Annotated in this window: 14 protein-coding genes; all 14 read left to right on the top strand. The window is 55.0% G+C overall.

Annotated features, from left to right (window positions below):
• Positions 1-60 precede the first annotated feature (60 nt).
• Positions 61-903 (top strand): colanic acid biosynthesis glycosyltransferase WcaA, encoded by an 843-nt coding sequence (wcaA, locus tag J4617_RS00695; protein ID WP_000205695.1) that lies wholly within the window; start codon positions 61-63, stop codon positions 901-903.
• A 2-nt stretch (positions 904-905) separates the two neighbouring features.
• Positions 906-1,394: a colanic acid biosynthesis acetyltransferase WcaB gene (gene wcaB, locus J4617_RS00700; RefSeq protein ID WP_000888724.1), complete on the top strand. Its 489-nt coding sequence runs from the start codon at positions 906-908 to the stop codon at positions 1,392-1,394.
• Complete coding sequence (wcaC, locus tag J4617_RS00705) at positions 1,391-2,608, top strand: colanic acid biosynthesis glycosyltransferase WcaC (protein ID WP_017466013.1); 1,218 nt, start codon at positions 1,391-1,393, stop codon at positions 2,606-2,608. Before wcaB ends, wcaC begins: the two co-directional genes overlap by 4 nt.
• Positions 2,583-3,797, top strand: a complete 1,215-nt coding sequence (gene wcaD, locus J4617_RS00710) for a colanic acid polymerase WcaD (RefSeq protein ID WP_000091392.1) — start codon at positions 2,583-2,585, stop codon at positions 3,795-3,797. The genes wcaC and wcaD overlap by 26 nt, the downstream gene beginning before the upstream one ends.
• Before the next feature lie 12 nt (positions 3,798-3,809).
• Positions 3,810-4,556: a colanic acid biosynthesis glycosyltransferase WcaE gene (gene wcaE, locus J4617_RS00715; RefSeq protein ID WP_000480128.1), complete on the top strand. Its 747-nt coding sequence runs from the start codon at positions 3,810-3,812 to the stop codon at positions 4,554-4,556.
• Between the two features lie 15 nt (positions 4,557-4,571).
• Complete coding sequence (gene wcaF, locus J4617_RS00720) at positions 4,572-5,126, top strand: colanic acid biosynthesis acetyltransferase WcaF (protein ID WP_001153603.1); 555 nt, start codon at positions 4,572-4,574, stop codon at positions 5,124-5,126.
• 23 nt (positions 5,127-5,149) lie between these two features.
• A complete protein-coding gene (gene gmd, locus J4617_RS00725) occupies positions 5,150-6,271 on the top strand; it encodes a GDP-mannose 4,6-dehydratase (protein ID WP_000048159.1) in 1,122 nt (373 codons plus the stop codon).
• A gap of 2 nt (positions 6,272-6,273) precedes the next feature.
• Positions 6,274-7,239: a GDP-L-fucose synthase gene (locus J4617_RS00730; protein ID WP_001041701.1), complete on the top strand. Its 966-nt coding sequence runs from the start codon at positions 6,274-6,276 to the stop codon at positions 7,237-7,239.
• Positions 7,240-7,241: 2 nt separating this feature from the next.
• On the top strand, positions 7,242-7,715 hold the full coding sequence (locus J4617_RS00735) for a GDP-mannose mannosyl hydrolase (protein ID WP_001521534.1): 474 nt from the start codon (positions 7,242-7,244) through the stop codon (positions 7,713-7,715).
• Positions 7,712-8,935: a colanic acid biosynthesis fucosyltransferase WcaI gene (gene wcaI, locus J4617_RS00740; RefSeq protein WP_023198570.1), complete on the top strand. Its 1,224-nt coding sequence runs from the start codon at positions 7,712-7,714 to the stop codon at positions 8,933-8,935. The genes J4617_RS00735 and wcaI overlap by 4 nt, the downstream gene beginning before the upstream one ends.
• Positions 8,932-10,374 (top strand): mannose-1-phosphate guanyltransferase, encoded by a 1,443-nt coding sequence (gene cpsB, locus J4617_RS00745; protein ID WP_208290667.1) that lies wholly within the window; start codon positions 8,932-8,934, stop codon positions 10,372-10,374. Before wcaI ends, cpsB begins: the two co-directional genes overlap by 4 nt.
• A 110-nt stretch (positions 10,375-10,484) precedes the next feature.
• Positions 10,485-11,855, top strand: coding sequence for a colanic acid biosynthesis phosphomannomutase CpsG (cpsG, locus tag J4617_RS00750; RefSeq protein ID WP_022544655.1), 1,371 nt, complete (start codon positions 10,485-10,487; stop codon positions 11,853-11,855).
• Positions 11,856-11,908: 53 nt separating this feature from the next.
• Positions 11,909-13,303: an undecaprenyl-phosphate glucose phosphotransferase gene (wcaJ, locus tag J4617_RS00755; RefSeq protein WP_000183163.1), complete on the top strand. Its 1,395-nt coding sequence runs from the start codon at positions 11,909-11,911 to the stop codon at positions 13,301-13,303.
• 101 nt (positions 13,304-13,404) lie between these two features.
• On the top strand, positions 13,405-14,883 hold the full coding sequence (wzxC, locus tag J4617_RS00760) for a colanic acid undecaprenyl disphosphate flippase WzxC (RefSeq protein WP_000058677.1): 1,479 nt from the start codon (positions 13,405-13,407) through the stop codon (positions 14,881-14,883).
• The last annotated feature ends 11 nt before the right edge of the window (positions 14,884-14,894 follow it).

Raw genomic sequence — 14,894 nt, forward strand, 5'->3', positions numbered from 1 at the left:
CCTGTGACTGTAGGCCGGACAAGCGTAGCGCCATGCGGCAAAACTATCTGGGGAATAAGCATGACAACAGACAATCCGCTGATCTCAATTTATATGCCAACCTGGAACAGGCAGCAGTTGGCTATCCGGGCGATTAAATCAGTACTACGTCAGGACTACCGCCACTGGGAGATGATCATCGTGGATGATTGCTCCTCGTCTTATCAGCAGCTACAACAATTTGTTGAGGAGCTGAACGACCCGCGCGTCCGTTATACCCATAACGCCAGGAATACCGGCGCCTGCGCGGTTCGCAACCAGGCCATTATGCAGGCGCAAGGACACTACATTACCGGTATTGATGATGACGATGAATGGACGCCAAACCGTCTGAGCGTGTTTCTGGCCCATAAACACCAGTTGACTACGCACGCCTTTTTGTATGCCAACGACTATGTGTGCGAGGGCGAGGTCTACTCTCAGCCTGCCAGCCTGCCGCTGTATCCGAAATCCCCTTATTCGCGCCGCTTGTTCTACAAGCGCAATATTATTGGCAATCAGGTTTTTACCTGGGCCTGGCGTTTTAAAGCGTGTTTGTTCGATACCGAACTCAAGGCGGCGCAGGATTACGACATTTTTCTGCGTATGGTGGTGGAATATGGCGAACCGTGGAAAGTCGAAGAGGCGACGCAAATTTTACATATCAACCACGGCGAGATGCAGATTACCTCTTCGCCGAAAAAGTTCTCCGGCTATTTCCATTTTTATCGTAAGCACAAAGATAAATTCGATCGCGCCAGCAAAAAATACCAGCTTTTTACCCTGTACCAAATTCGCAATAAGCGAATGACCTGGCGCACGTTGCTGACGTTGCTCTCCGTGCGTAACAGCAAACGCCTGGCGGCCGGGCTGCGGGGGCGATAACGATGCTGGAAGACTTACGCGCGAATAGCTGGAGCTTACGCCCCTGTTGCATGGTGCTGGCCTACCGTATCGCTCATTTTTGTTCCGTCTGGCGCAAAAAGAATGTGCTGAATAATCTGTGGGCCGCGCCGGTGCTGGTGCTGTATCGCGTGATCACGGAATGCCTGTTCGGGTATGAAATCCAGGCCGCCGCGACCATTGGTCGGCGGTTCACTATCCATCATGGTTACGCGGTAGTGATTAACAAACATGTCGTCGCCGGCGACGATTTTACCATTCGCCACGGCGTCACCATTGGCAATCGCGGCGCGGACAGCCTGGCTTGTCCGGTGATTGGTCACGGCGTTGAGCTGGGGGCGAATGTCATCCTGCTTGGCGATATTACTATTGGTAATCACGTCACGATTGGCGCGGGTAGCGTGGTGCTTGACAGTATTCCGGACCATGCGCTGGTGGTGGGAGAAAAAGCACGGGTGAAGGTCAGCACATGAATATTCTGCAATTTAATGTACGGCTGGCGGAAGGCGGTGCGGCGGGAGTGGCGTTGGATCTCCATCTGCGGGCATTGCAAAAAGGGCTGACGTCACGTTTTGTCTATGGTTATGGCAAAGGCGGAAAAAAAAGCGTCAGTCACCACCGCTATCCGCAGGTGATAAAACAGACGCCGCGCGGCACGGCAATCGCTAATATCGCGCTGTTTCGTTTCCTGAATCGCGATCTGTTTGGCAATCTCGACAATCTTTACCGCACGGTTATCCAGACATCCGGCCCGCTGGTGCTGCATTTTCATGTTCTCCACAGTTACTGGCTAAACCTGGCGGACATCGTGACGTTTTGCGAAAAAGTCAAAGCGCAAAAACCAGACGTCACGCTGGTCTGGACGCTGCACGATCACTGGAGCGTCACCGGGCGTTGCGCCTTCACCGACGGTTGCGAGGGTTGGAAAAGCGGCTGCCAAAAATGCCCGACCCTAAGCAATTATCCGCCGGTCAGGGTGGATCGGGCGCACCAGCTTATTGACGGCAAACGTCAGCGCTTTCGGGACATGCTGCGGCTGGGCTGCCAGTTTATTTCGCCGAGCCAGCACGTGGCCGAGGCCTTTAACAGCGTTTATGGCGCGGGGCGCTGCCAGATTATTAACAACGGTATCGATCTGGCGACCGAGGCGATTCTCGCGCAGCTATCACCTGTGCCGCTGAATCCGGGCAAACCGCGGATCGCCATTGTGGCGCATGACTTGCGTTATGACGGCAAAACTGACCAGCGTCTGGTACACGACATGATGGCGCTGGGCGAAAAAATTGAACTGCACACCTTCGGTAAATTTTCGCCTTTTACCGGCCAAAACGTTGTTAATCACGGTTTTGAAACCGATAAGCGCAAATTAATGAGCGCACTCAATGAGATGGATGCGCTGGTCTTTAGCTCGCGGGTCGATAACTATCCGCTGATCTTGTGTGAAGCGCTCTCGATCGGCGTACCGGTGATCGCCACCCACAGCGAGGCGGCGCAGGAGGTGCTGGCGAAATCCGGCGGCCAGACCTTTGCCGCTACAGATGTACTGCGCCTGGCGCAGCGGCGTAAGCCAGAGATTGCTCAGGCGGTATTTGGCGCCACGCTGGACGCCTTTCGTATGCGTAGCCGCGTCGCGTACAGCGGTCAACAGATGCTGGAGGAGTATGTCTCGTTCTATCAGAATCTGTAGCTATCTGCTGCTGCCGCTGATCTACCTACTGGTCAATGTCAAGATTGCCCAACTGGGGGAAAGCTTTCCCATTACCATCGTCACTTTTTTACCGCTGTTGCTGCTGTTATTTGTGGAACGCATTAGCGTAAAAAAATTAATGATCGCCTTAGGCATCGGCGCGGGGCTTACGGCATTTAACTTCCTGTTCGGCCAGTCGCTGAATGCCGGTAAATATGTCACGTCCACGATGCTGTTTGTCTATATTGTGGTCATTATCGGGATGGTCTGGAGTATCCGATTCAAAACCATTTCCGCGCATAACCACCGAAAGATTTTGCGTTTTTTTTATCTGGTGGTGGGTATAGTGGTCGCGCTCGCCGCGGTTGAGATGGCGCAAATTATCCTTACTGGCGGCAGCAGTATTATGGAAGGAATTTCGAAATATCTCATTTACAGTAATAGCTACGTACTGAACTTCATAAAATTTGGCGGTAAGCGTACCACTGCGCTTTATTTTGAACCGGCATTTTTCGCTTTGGCACTAATCTCAATTTGGCTGAGCATCAAACAGTTTGGTATCAAAACACCGAAAAGCGATGCTATGATTCTGGCAGGGATAATATTATCAGGATCATTTTCAGGGGTAATGACCTTTATCCTGTTTTACCTTCTGGAGTGGGCGTTCCAATATTTGAATAAGGATGCGATAAAGAAAAAACTTCCACTGGCGCTGGTCTCATTAACCCTGTTTTTGGTTGGGGTAATTATTGCATTTCCTTATATCGCGACACGACTTGGCGATTTGGGGACGGAAGGCTCATCTTCTTATTATCGTATTGTGGGCCCGTTAGTCATGGTCGGATATTCCTTGACCCATATTGATGGTGTAGTCAGATTTGGCTCACTTTATGAATATGTTGCATCATTCGGAATCTTTAACGGTGCGGATGTCGGGAAAACCATAGACAATGGATTGTATCTGCTGATTATTTATTTTTCCTGGTTCGCAGTGCTAATGACGCTGTGGTATATGGGGAAAGTTTTAAAAATGGCGCTAAATGCGTTTGGCGATAATCGTAATTTTCGGGTGCAGCTCTATCTTTTTACGCCGGTGTCGCTGTTTTTTACCGGTTCAATATTTAGCCCGGAATATGCTTTTTTAATCGTCTGTCCGTTCATTTTGCGCAAGGCGTTAAAAATTTCATAACGGGGTGGTGGCATGTTTTTAAGCGTCGTTACCGTCGCCTTTCGCAATTACGAAGGGGTGGTAAAAACCTGGCGCTCGCTGCGCAATCTGGCGCGCGATCCGGGCCTGTCATTTGAATGGATCGTAGTGGATGGCGGTTCGGAGGACGGCACGCGCGAATTTCTGCAAAAACGTCACGGTGAGTTTAACCTGCGTTTTATCAGTGAAAAGGATCACGGTATTTATGATGCCATGAACAAAGGCATTGCCTTGGCGCAGGGGCGCTATACCCTGTTTCTTAATTCCGGTGATGCGTTCCATGATGATGCCGCGCTGTTTGTCCGCCAACTGGCGCGACAAAAGGGCGAGGCGATGTATATTGGCGACGCGCTGCTGGATTTTGGCGGCGGGCATAAAATACGCCGGAAGGCTAAACCCGGGTATTATATCTACCATAGTTTGCCAGCCAGCCATCAGGCGATATTTTTCCCGACGGCAGCGTTAAAAAAGTATCCTTATGATCTGCAATATCATGTCTCTTCAGATTATGCGCTGGCGGCCCGTCTCTATAAAGCAGGCTATCCTTTTCGGCGAATTAACGGACTGGTATCTGAATTTTCAATGGGCGGCGTGTCAACCTCGAATAATCTGGAATTATGTCAGGATGCAAAAAACGTACAGCGAAAAATATTACGTGTGCCAGGATTTTGGGCGCAATTATCCTATTTATTACGTCTGAAAACGACGGGTAAAACAAAAGCGCGGTATAACAAAGTCTAATCACCGGGAGTTATTATGCAGGATCTTAGCGGCTTTACGGTGCCGAAGGGGTTCCGCGGCGCTAATGCGCTAAAAGTACAATTATGGTGGGCGGTACAGGCGACATTATTCGCCGGGTCGCCGCAAATATTGTATCGCTGGCGAGCCTTTTTGCTGCGTCTGTTTGGCGCCAAAATTGGAAAGAATGTGGTTATTCGACCGTCAGTAAAAATTACCTATCCGTGGAAATTAACCGTTGGCGATTATGCCTGGGTAGGCGACGACGCTGTGTTATATACGTTGGGTGAAATTAATATTGGCGCACATGCGGTCATTTCACAAAAAGGGTATTTGTGCACCGGTAGCCATGATTATACCAGCGCCCATTTCGATATTAACGCCGCGCCGATTGTTATTGGCGAAAAATGTTGGCTGGCGACCGATGTTTTTGTCGCGCCCGGCGTGACGATAGGTCATGGCACCGTCGTCGGCGCGCGCAGCAGCGTATTTAAATCATTACCGGCAAATGCGATTTGTCGGGGCAATCCCGCAGTGGTAACGCGCCAGCGCGTTCAGAAAGTTACTCCCTAACGGGACTATTTGAGGAAATGAAAATGTCAAAAGTCGCTCTCATTACTGGCGTAACCGGACAGGATGGGTCTTACCTGGCAGAATTTCTGCTGGAAAAAGGGTATGAGGTGCATGGTATCAAGCGCCGCGCGTCATCGTTTAATACCGAGCGCGTGGACCATATTTATCAGGACCCGCACAGCTGCAACCCGAAATTTCATCTGCATTATGGCGACCTGACCGACGCCTCCAACCTGACCCGCATTTTACAGGAAGTGCAGCCGGATGAGGTCTACAACCTGGGCGCGATGAGCCATGTGGCGGTGTCGTTTGAGTCGCCGGAATATACCGCCGATGTGGATGCGATGGGCACGCTGCGCCTGCTGGAGGCGATCCGCTTCCTCGGTCTTGAAAAGAAAACGCGGTTCTACCAGGCCTCCACCTCTGAACTGTACGGGCTGGTGCAGGAGATCCCGCAGAAAGAGACCACGCCGTTCTACCCGCGTTCCCCCTATGCGGTGGCGAAACTGTACGCCTACTGGATCACCGTCAACTACCGTGAATCCTACGGTATTTACGCCTGTAACGGCATTCTGTTTAACCACGAGTCCCCGCGTCGCGGCGAAACCTTCGTCACCCGTAAGATCACCCGCGCCATCGCCAATATTGCGCAGGGACTGGAGTCCTGCCTGTATCTCGGCAACATGGACTCGCTGCGCGACTGGGGCCATGCGAAAGATTACGTACGGATGCAGTGGATGATGTTACAGCAGGAGCAGCCGGAAGATTTCGTGATTGCCACCGGCGTGCAGTATTCCGTACGCCAGTTTGTGGAGCTGGCGGCGGCGCAACTGGGGATAAAACTGCGCTTTGAAGGCGAAGGCATTAATGAGAAAGGGATCGTGGTATCCGTTACCGGACACGATGCGCCGGGCGTGAAACCGGGGGATGTGATTGTGGCCGTTGATCCGCGTTATTTCCGTCCGGCGGAAGTGGAAACCCTGCTGGGCGACCCGTCCAAAGCGCATGAGATACTGGGCTGGAAACCGGAAATCACCCTGTCGGAGATGGTCTCCGAGATGGTGGCGAACGATCTGGAGGCCGCGAAAAAACACTCACTGCTGAAATCTCACGGTTACGAGGTGGCCATCGCGCTGGAGTCCTGAGAATGAATAAGCAACGAATTTTTGTGGCGGGCCATCGCGGGATGGTGGGCTCCGCCATTGTACGGCAGCTTGCGCAGCGCGGCGACGTGGAGCTGGTGCTGCGCACCCGCGATGAGCTGGATCTGCTCGACGGGCGTGCGGTACAGGCGTTCTTTGCCGGGGCGGGTATCGACCAGGTTTATCTGGCGGCGGCGAAAGTGGGCGGCATTGTCGCCAACAACACGTATCCGGCGGATTTTATTTATGAAAACATGATGATAGAGAGCAACATTATTCACGCCGCGCACCTGCACAACGTGAACAAACTGCTGTTTCTCGGTTCGTCCTGTATCTATCCGAAACTGGCAAGGCAGCCGATGGCGGAAAGCGAGCTGCTGCAGGGGACGCTGGAGCCGACCAACGAGCCGTATGCCATCGCCAAGATCGCCGGGATTAAACTGTGCGAGTCCTACAACCGGCAGTACGGTCGCGACTACCGTTCGGTGATGCCAACCAACCTGTACGGCCCGCATGACAATTTCCATCCGGACAATTCACATGTGATCCCGGCGCTGCTGCGCCGCTTTCATGAGGCCGCGCAGAGCCATGCGCCGGAGGTGGTGGTGTGGGGCAGCGGCACGCCGATGCGCGAATTTCTGCATGTTGACGATATGGCGGCGGCCAGCATTCACGTGATGGAGCTGGCGCGCGAAGTGTGGCAGGAGAACACCGCCCCGATGCTGTCGCACATTAACGTCGGCACTGGCGTGGACTGCACTATCCGCGAACTGGCGCAGACTATCGCAAAGGTGGTGGGTTACCAGGGCCGGGTGGTGTTCGACGCCGCGAAGCCGGACGGCACGCCGCGTAAATTGCTCGACGTCACGCGCCTGCATCAGCTTGGCTGGTATCACGAAATTTCACTGGAGGCAGGGCTTGCCGGTACTTACCAGTGGTTCCTTGAGAATCAGCAACGGTTCCGGGGGTGACAATGTTTTTACGTCAGGAAGATTTCGCCGCCGTGGTGCGGGCCACGCCCCTCATCTCCCTCGATTTCATTGTGGAAAACGGCCAGGGGGAAATTTTACTGGGCCAGCGTCTCAACCGTCCGGCGCAGGGCTACTGGTTTGTGCCTGGGGGGCGGGTGTGCAAAGACGAAACGCTGGAGGTCGCCTTTGCACGCCTGACGCAGGCGGAACTGGGCGTGCGTCTGCCGCTGGCGGCAGGGACGTTTTATGGCGTCTGGCAGCACTTCTATGACGACAACTTTTCCGGTGAGGATTTTTCAACTCACTACATCGTGCTCGGCTTTCGTCTGCGCGTGGCGGAGAGCGATTTACGCCTGCCTGACGCGCAGCATGGCAGTTACCGCTGGCTGACGCCGGAACAGCTTCTGGCAAGCGACAATGTTCATGAGAACAGTCGGGCCTACTTCCTTCCTGACGCGCCGGCGGTGGGCTTATGAAGATCCTGGTCTATGGCATTAACTATTCGCCGGAACTGACCGGTATCGGCAAATATACCGGCGAAATGGTGGCGTGGATGGCGCGGGAAGGCCATGAGGTGCGGGTCATTACTGCGCCGCCGTACTACCCGCAGTGGAAGGTCGGCGAGCGCTATTCCGCCTGGCGCTATCGCCGGGAAGAGGGCGAGGCTACCGTCTGGCGCTGCCCGCTGTATGTGCCGAAACAGCCCTCCACCTTAAAACGACTGCTTCATCTGGGGAGCTTTGCATTGAGCAGTTTTTTCCCACTGATGGCGCAGCGTCGCTGGAAGCCGGATCGGATTATCGGCGTTGTACCGACGCTCTTTTGTACGCCGGGAATGCGCCTGCTGGCGACACTCTCCGGCGCGCGTACCGTACTGCATATTCAGGATTACGAAGTGGACGCCATGCTCGGCTTAGGAATGGCGGGAAAAGGCAAGCGCGGCAGCGTAGCGCGGTTAGCGACGGCCTTTGAACGCAGCGCGCTGCGTAACGTTGATAATGTTTCGACCATCTCTCGCTCCATGATGAATAAAGCGCGGGAAAAGGGCGTCGCGGCGGAAAAAATCCTCTTTTTTCCGAACTGGTCGGAAGTGGCGCGCTTTCAGGACGTTAATGACGCTGACGTGACGGCTTTGCGTCAGCAGCTTGGCTTGCCAGAGGGCAAAAAAATTGTGCTCTATTCCGGCAATATCGGCGAAAAACAAGGGCTGGAAAAGGTAATTGACGCCGCGGAACGATTACGCGATCGACCGTTGATTTTTGCGATTGTCGGCCAGGGGGGCGGCAAGGCGCGGCTGGAGAACATGGCCCGCGAACGCGGCCTGGCAAATATTAAATTCCTCCCGCTGCAGCCTTACGACGCCTTACCCGCGCTGCTGAAAATGGGCGACTGCCATCTGGTGGTGCAAAAGCGCGGCGCAGCGGATGCGGTACTGCCCTCCAAGCTGACCAACATTCTGGCGGTCGGCGGTAATGCGGTGATTACCGCTGAGCCGCACACCGAATTAGGACAACTTTGCGCGCGCTATCCGGGCATCGCCGTTTGCGTGGAGCCGGAGTCGACCGACGCGCTGGTCGACGGGATTAGCCTGGCGCTCGCCATGCCGAAAAACAACACGACGGCACGTGAATACGCCGAACGCACGCTCAATAAAGAGAACGTGCTACGCCAATTTATTGCAGATATTCGGGGATGATAATGCGTCAGACAAAACTTTACCCGGTTGTGATGGCCGGTGGCTCCGGTAGCCGATTGTGGCCGCTTTCTCGCGTGCTTTATCCAAAACAGTTTTTGTGCCTGAAAGGCGATCTCACCATGCTGCAAACCACCATTTGCCGTCTGAACGGCGTGGAGTGCGAAAGCCCGGTGGTGATCTGCAACGAACAGCACCGTTTTATCGTTGCCGAACAGCTCCGCCAGCTCAATAAGCTGACGGAGAACATTATTCTTGAGCCCGCCGGGCGCAATACCGCGCCGGCGATTGCGTTGGCGGCGCTGGCGGCGACGCGCCAGCATACGGACTGCGATCCGCTGATGCTGGTACTGGCGGCGGATCATGCGATCGCCAATGAAGAGGCCTTCCGCGACGCGGTGCGCGGCGCCATGCCCTATGCCGACGCGGGCAAACTGGTGACCTTCGGTATCGTGCCGGATCTGCCGGAAACCGGCTATGGCTATATCCGGCGTGGTGATGTCGTGCCGGGCGCGACGGATGCGATGGCTTTTGAGGTGGCGCAGTTCGTTGAGAAGCCGGGGCTGGAAACCGCCCAGGCCTACGTCGCCAGCGGCGATTACTACTGGAACAGCGGCATGTTTCTGTTCCGCGCCGGACGCTATCTGGAAGAGCTGAAAAAGTTCCGCCCCGATATTCTGGCCGCCTGTGAACAGGCGATGCGCGGCGTCGATCCGGATCTTGACTTCATTCGCGTGGATGAAGAGGCCTTCCTCGCCTGTCCGGAAGAGTCCATTGACTACGCGGTGATGGAGCGGACGGCGGACGCGGTGGTGATGCCAATGGACGCGGGCTGGAGCGATGTCGGCTCGTGGTCCTCGCTGTGGGAAATCAGCGCCCACACCCCGGAGGGAAATGTCCACCACGGCGACGTCATCAGCCATAAAACGGAAAACAGCTACGTTTACGCCGAATCCGGCCTGGTGACCACCGTCGGCGTGAAGGATCTGGTGGTGGTGCAGACCAAAGACGCCGTGCTGATTGCCGATCGCCACGCGGTGCAGGACGTGAAAAAGGTGGTGGAGAAGATCAAGGCCGACGGACGCCATGAGCACCACATGCACCGCGAGGTTTACCGTCCGTGGGGCAAATACGACTCCATCGACGCGGGCGAGCGCTATCAGGTGAAGCGCATTACCGTTAAGCCGGGGGAAGGACTGTCGGTGCAGATGCACCATCACCGTGCCGAGCACTGGGTGGTGGTGGCGGGGACCGCCAGAGTCACCATCAACGGTGAGGCTAAGCTGCTCGGTGAAAACGAGTCCATCTATATTCCGCTGGGGGCGACCCACTGCCTGGAAAATCCGGGAAAAATACCGCTCGATTTAATTGAAGTGCGTTCCGGCTCGTATCTCGAAGAGGACGACGTGGTGCGGTTCGAGGACCGTTACGGGCGGGTCTGACGCCTGCAATTATGCCCGGTAAGCGCAACGCGCCATCCGGCAATGAATAACAATAACGATGCTGGCCATTTACGGTCAGGGCTAACTGTTGCCTGAAGAAGGGTAAGAACATGACAAAATTAACCTGTTTCAAGGCCTACGACATTCGCGGCAGGCTGGGCGAAGAGCTCAATGAAGATATCGCGTGGCGGATTGGCCGCGCCTACGGCGAATATTTAAAACCGAAAACCATCGTGCTGGGCGGCGACGTGCGCCTGACCAGCGAGGCGCTGAAGCTGGCGCTGGCGAAAGGGTTACAGGACGCGGGCGTCGACGTGCTGGATATCGGTATGTCCGGCACCGAAGAGATTTACTTCGCCACCTTCCACCTCGGCGTGGACGGCGGTATTGAAGTGACCGCCAGCCATAATCCGATGGACTACAACGGTATGAAGCTGGTGCGCGAGGGCGCCCGCCCGATAAGCGGCGACACCGGTCTGCGCGACGTTCAGCGTCTGGCAGAAGCGGGCGACTTCCCGCCGGTGAACGAGGCCGCGCGCGGCAGCTACAGACAAATCAGCCTGCGCAACGCCTACATCGGCCACCTGCTCGGCTATATCAGTGTTAACAATCTCACCCCGCTGAAGCTGGTGTTTAACGCCGGCAACGGCGCGGCGGGGCCGGTCATTGACGCCATCGAAGCGCGCCTGAAGGCGCTGGGCGCGTCGGTGGAGTTCATCAAAATCCACAACACCCCGGACGGCACCTTCCCGAACGGCATTCCCAACCCGTTGCTGCCGGAGTGTCGCGACGACACCCGCAAGGCCGTTATTGAACACGGGGCGGACATGGGCATCGCCTTTGACGGCGACTTCGACCGCTGCTTCCTGTTCGATGAGAAAGGGCAGTTTATCGAGGGGTACTACATCGTCGGGCTGCTGGCGGAAGCGTTTCTGGAAAAACACCCGGGGGCGAAGATTATCCACGACCCGCGCCTGACCTGGAACACGGAGGCAGTGGTGACGGCGGCGGGCGGGACGCCGGTGATGTCAAAAACCGGGCACGCCTTTATCAAGGAGCGGATGCGTACGGAGGATGCCATTTATGGCGGGGAAATGAGCGCGCATCACTATTTCCGTGATTTTGCCTACTGCGACAGCGGGATGATCCCGTGGCTGCTGGTGGCGGAGCTGGTGTGCCTGAAGGGGCAGTCGCTGGGTGAACTGGTCCGTGACCGGATGGCGGCGTTCCCGGCGAGCGGGGAAATCAACAGCAGGCTGGCGGAGCCGGCGGCGGCCATCGCGCGGGTGGAAGCGCACTTCGCGGAAGAGGCGCAGGCGGTGGACCGCACGGACGGCCTCAGCATGTCGTTCGCCAACTGGCGTTTCAACCTGCGCTCGTCAAACACCGAACCGGTGGTGCGCCTGAATGTGGAATCACGCGGCGATATACCGCTGATGGAAGCGCGAACACGCACTCTGCTGGCGCTGCTGAATCAGTAACGTCAGATCTCCCCTTACCGCCTGCGGGTAAGGGGCCAATCACAGGAACAACGATGACAAATCTAAAAAAGCGCGAACGAGCCAAAACCAATGCATCGTTAATCTCTATGGTGCAACGCTTTTCAGATATCACCATCATGTTTGGCGGGCTGTGGTTCATCTGTGAAGTCAGTGGACTGCCATTCCTGTACATGCACCTGTTGGTGGCGCTGATTACGCTGGTTGTTTTTCAAATGCTGGGCGGGATGACCGATTTTTATCGCTCCTGGCGCGGCGTCAAAATGTCGACAGAGTTAACGCTGTTACTGCAAAACTGGACGCTGAGCCTGATCTTCAGCGCCGGTCTGGTGGCGTTTAATGATGACTTTGACAACCGCCTCGCCACCTGGCTGGCCTGGTATGCGCTGTCCAGCCTGGGCTTAGTGTTATGCCGTTCATTTATTCGTTTCGGCGCGGGCTGGCTACGCAATCGTGGTTATAACACTCGCCGGGTCGCCGTCGCCGGAGATTTGCCTGCGGGTCAGGCGTTGCTGGATAGCTTCCGTAATGAGCCGTGGCTGGGTTTTGAGGTGGTGGGCGTCTATCACGATCCTAAACCGGGCGGCGTCTCTGCTGACTGGGCCGGGAACTTCGAGCAGTTAATTGACGATGCGAAAGCCTCGCGAATTCACAATGTTTATATCGCCATGTCAATGAGCGACGGCGCCATGGTGAAAAAACTGGTGCGCGAGCTGGCCGACACCACCTGCTCGGTGATCCTTATTCCCGATGTGTTCACCTTTAATATTCTCCACTCGCGCGTGGAGGAGATGAGCGGCGTTCCGGTCGTTCCGCTATATGACACGCCGCTGTCAGGGATTAACCGTCTGCTTAAACGGGCAGAAGATATCGTGCTGGCGTCGCTGATTCTGCTGCTCATCTCACCGGTACTGTGCTGCATTGCGCTGGCGGTCAAATTGAGCTCGCCCGGGCCGGTGATTTTCCGTCAGACGCGCTACGGGATGGACGGCAAGCCGATCAAAGTCTGGAAGTTCCGCTCAATGAAGGTGATGGAGAACGATAAGGTCGTTACCCAGGCGACGCAAAACGATCCGCGCGTCACCCGGGTAGGTAACTTTTTGCGTCGTACCTCGCTGGATGAATTGCCGCAGTTTATCAACGTATTAACCGGCGGGATGTCCATCGTCGGTCCTCGCCCGCACGCGGTGGCGCATAACGAACAGTATCGTCAGTTGATTGAAGGTTACATGCTACGCCACAAGATGAAGCCGGGCATCACCGGCTGGGCGCAAATTAATGGCTGGCGCGGTGAGACCGATACGCTGGAGAAAATGGAAAAACGCGTGGAATTCGACCTGGAATACATCCGCGAATGGAGTATTTGGTTCGATATCAAAATCGTTTTTCTGACGATTTTTAAAGGGTTTGTTAATAAAGCGGCGTATTAAGAACCTGACCCACAAGGCTATTTTACTTGCCATATTGCACCAGGGCAGTGCTCAATCTGGCTGCGCCAATGACGCCTTGTGAACAGGTTCTGGAGAAAAGAATGAGTTTACGACAAAAAACGATCAGCGGCGCTAAATGGTCGGCTATCGCCACGATAGTGATTATCGGTCTGGGGTTAATTCAGATGACGGTGCTGGCGCGGATCATCGACAACCACCAGTTTGGCCTGTTGACCGTCTCGCTGGTGATTATCGCGCTGGCCGACACGATCTCGGACTTTGGCATCGCGAACTCGATTATCCAGCGTAAAACGATTGGGCATCTGGAGCTGACCACGCTTTACTGGCTAAACGTTGGGCTTGGGATTGTGGTATTTGCGGTGGTCTTTTGGCTGAGCGATGCGATTGCCCATGTTTTGCATAATCCGGATCTTGCGCCGTTAATCAAAACGTTGTCGCTGGCGTTTATCGTGATCCCTCACGGGCAGCAGTTCCGCGCGCTGATGCAAAAAGAGCTGGAGTTCAATAAGATCGGCATGATCGAAACGACCTCCGTGCTGGCGGGGTTCACCTTTACGGTGATTAGCGCCCATTACTGGCCGCTGGCGTTAACCGCGATTCTCGGCTATCTGGTGAACAGCGCGGTGCGAACGCTGCTGTTTGGTTACTTTGGCCGCAAGATTTACCGTCCGGGGCTGCATTTTTCGCTGGCATCGGTGTCCACGAACCTGCGTTTTGGCGCGTGGCTGACGGCGGACAGTATCGTCAATTACATCAACACGAATTTATCGACGCTGGTACTGGCGAGAATTCTCGGCGCAAGCGTCGCCGGGGGATATAACCTCGCGTACAACGTGGCGGTTGTGCCGCCGGCGAAGCTTAATCCCATCATTACTCGCGTGCTATTTCCGGCATTCGCCAAAATCCAGGACGATACCGAGAAGCTGCGCGTCAACTTCTATAAGTTGCTTTCCGTGGTGGGAATTATCAATTTTCCCGCGCTGTTGGGCCTGATGGTAGTGGCGAACAATTTTGTGCCGTTAGTGTTTGGCGAGAAGTGGAACAGCATTATCCCGATCCTGCAATTGCTGTGCGTGGTGGGGCTGTTGCGCTCGGTCGGCAACCCGATTGGTTCGCTGCTGATGGCGAAAGCGCGCGTGGATATCAGCTTTAAGTTCAACGTCTTTAAAACGTTTCTGTTTATCCCGGCAATTCTCATTGGCGGCCATCTGGCGGGGGCGATTGGCGTGACGCTGGGGTTCCTGGTGGTGCAAATCATCAACACCATTCTGAGCTATTTCGTGATGATTAAGCCGGTACTCGGCTCCAGCTATCGTCAGTATATTCTCAGCCTGTGGCTACCGTTTTATCTCTCATTGCCAACATTTATTACCAGCTACGGCGCAGGAAAGCTGGCCGACGGCTATTTACCGTTGTCAGGGGTATTCGCACTACAGGTTATGGTCGGTATTTTGAGTTTTATTTTGATGATTATTTTTTCACGCAATGCGCTGGTGATGGAAATTAAAAATCAGCTTGTTGGCAGTGCAAAAATGAAAAAGTTATTACGTGTCGGATGACGGGGATATAA

It is taken from the genome of Salmonella sp. 32010601201800023SM (assembly GCF_017572235.1).
Classification (GTDB): Bacteria; Pseudomonadota; Gammaproteobacteria; order Enterobacterales; family Enterobacteriaceae; genus Salmonella; species Salmonella enterica.

Coding starts and splice junctions, on each gene's coding strand:
- J4617_RS00735 (WP_001521534.1), top strand. CDS start 7,242: ATGTTTTTACGTCAGGAAGATTTCGCCGCCGTGGTGCGGGCCACGCCC.
- wcaA (WP_000205695.1), top strand. CDS start 61: ATGACAACAGACAATCCGCTGATCTCAATTTATATGCCAACCTGGAAC.
- cpsG (WP_022544655.1), top strand. CDS start 10,485: ATGACAAAATTAACCTGTTTCAAGGCCTACGACATTCGCGGCAGGCTG.
- cpsB (WP_208290667.1), top strand. CDS start 8,932: ATGATAATGCGTCAGACAAAACTTTACCCGGTTGTGATGGCCGGTGGC.
- wcaF (WP_001153603.1), top strand. CDS start 4,572: ATGCAGGATCTTAGCGGCTTTACGGTGCCGAAGGGGTTCCGCGGCGCT.
- wcaC (WP_017466013.1), top strand. CDS start 1,391: ATGAATATTCTGCAATTTAATGTACGGCTGGCGGAAGGCGGTGCGGCG.
- wcaJ (WP_000183163.1), top strand. CDS start 11,909: ATGACAAATCTAAAAAAGCGCGAACGAGCCAAAACCAATGCATCGTTA.
- wzxC (WP_000058677.1), top strand. CDS start 13,405: ATGAGTTTACGACAAAAAACGATCAGCGGCGCTAAATGGTCGGCTATC.
- wcaB (WP_000888724.1), top strand. CDS start 906: ATGCTGGAAGACTTACGCGCGAATAGCTGGAGCTTACGCCCCTGTTGC.
- J4617_RS00730 (WP_001041701.1), top strand. CDS start 6,274: ATGAATAAGCAACGAATTTTTGTGGCGGGCCATCGCGGGATGGTGGGC.
- gmd (WP_000048159.1), top strand. CDS start 5,150: ATGTCAAAAGTCGCTCTCATTACTGGCGTAACCGGACAGGATGGGTCT.
- wcaI (WP_023198570.1), top strand. CDS start 7,712: ATGAAGATCCTGGTCTATGGCATTAACTATTCGCCGGAACTGACCGGT.
- wcaE (WP_000480128.1), top strand. CDS start 3,810: ATGTTTTTAAGCGTCGTTACCGTCGCCTTTCGCAATTACGAAGGGGTG.
- wcaD (WP_000091392.1), top strand. CDS start 2,583: ATGTCTCGTTCTATCAGAATCTGTAGCTATCTGCTGCTGCCGCTGATC.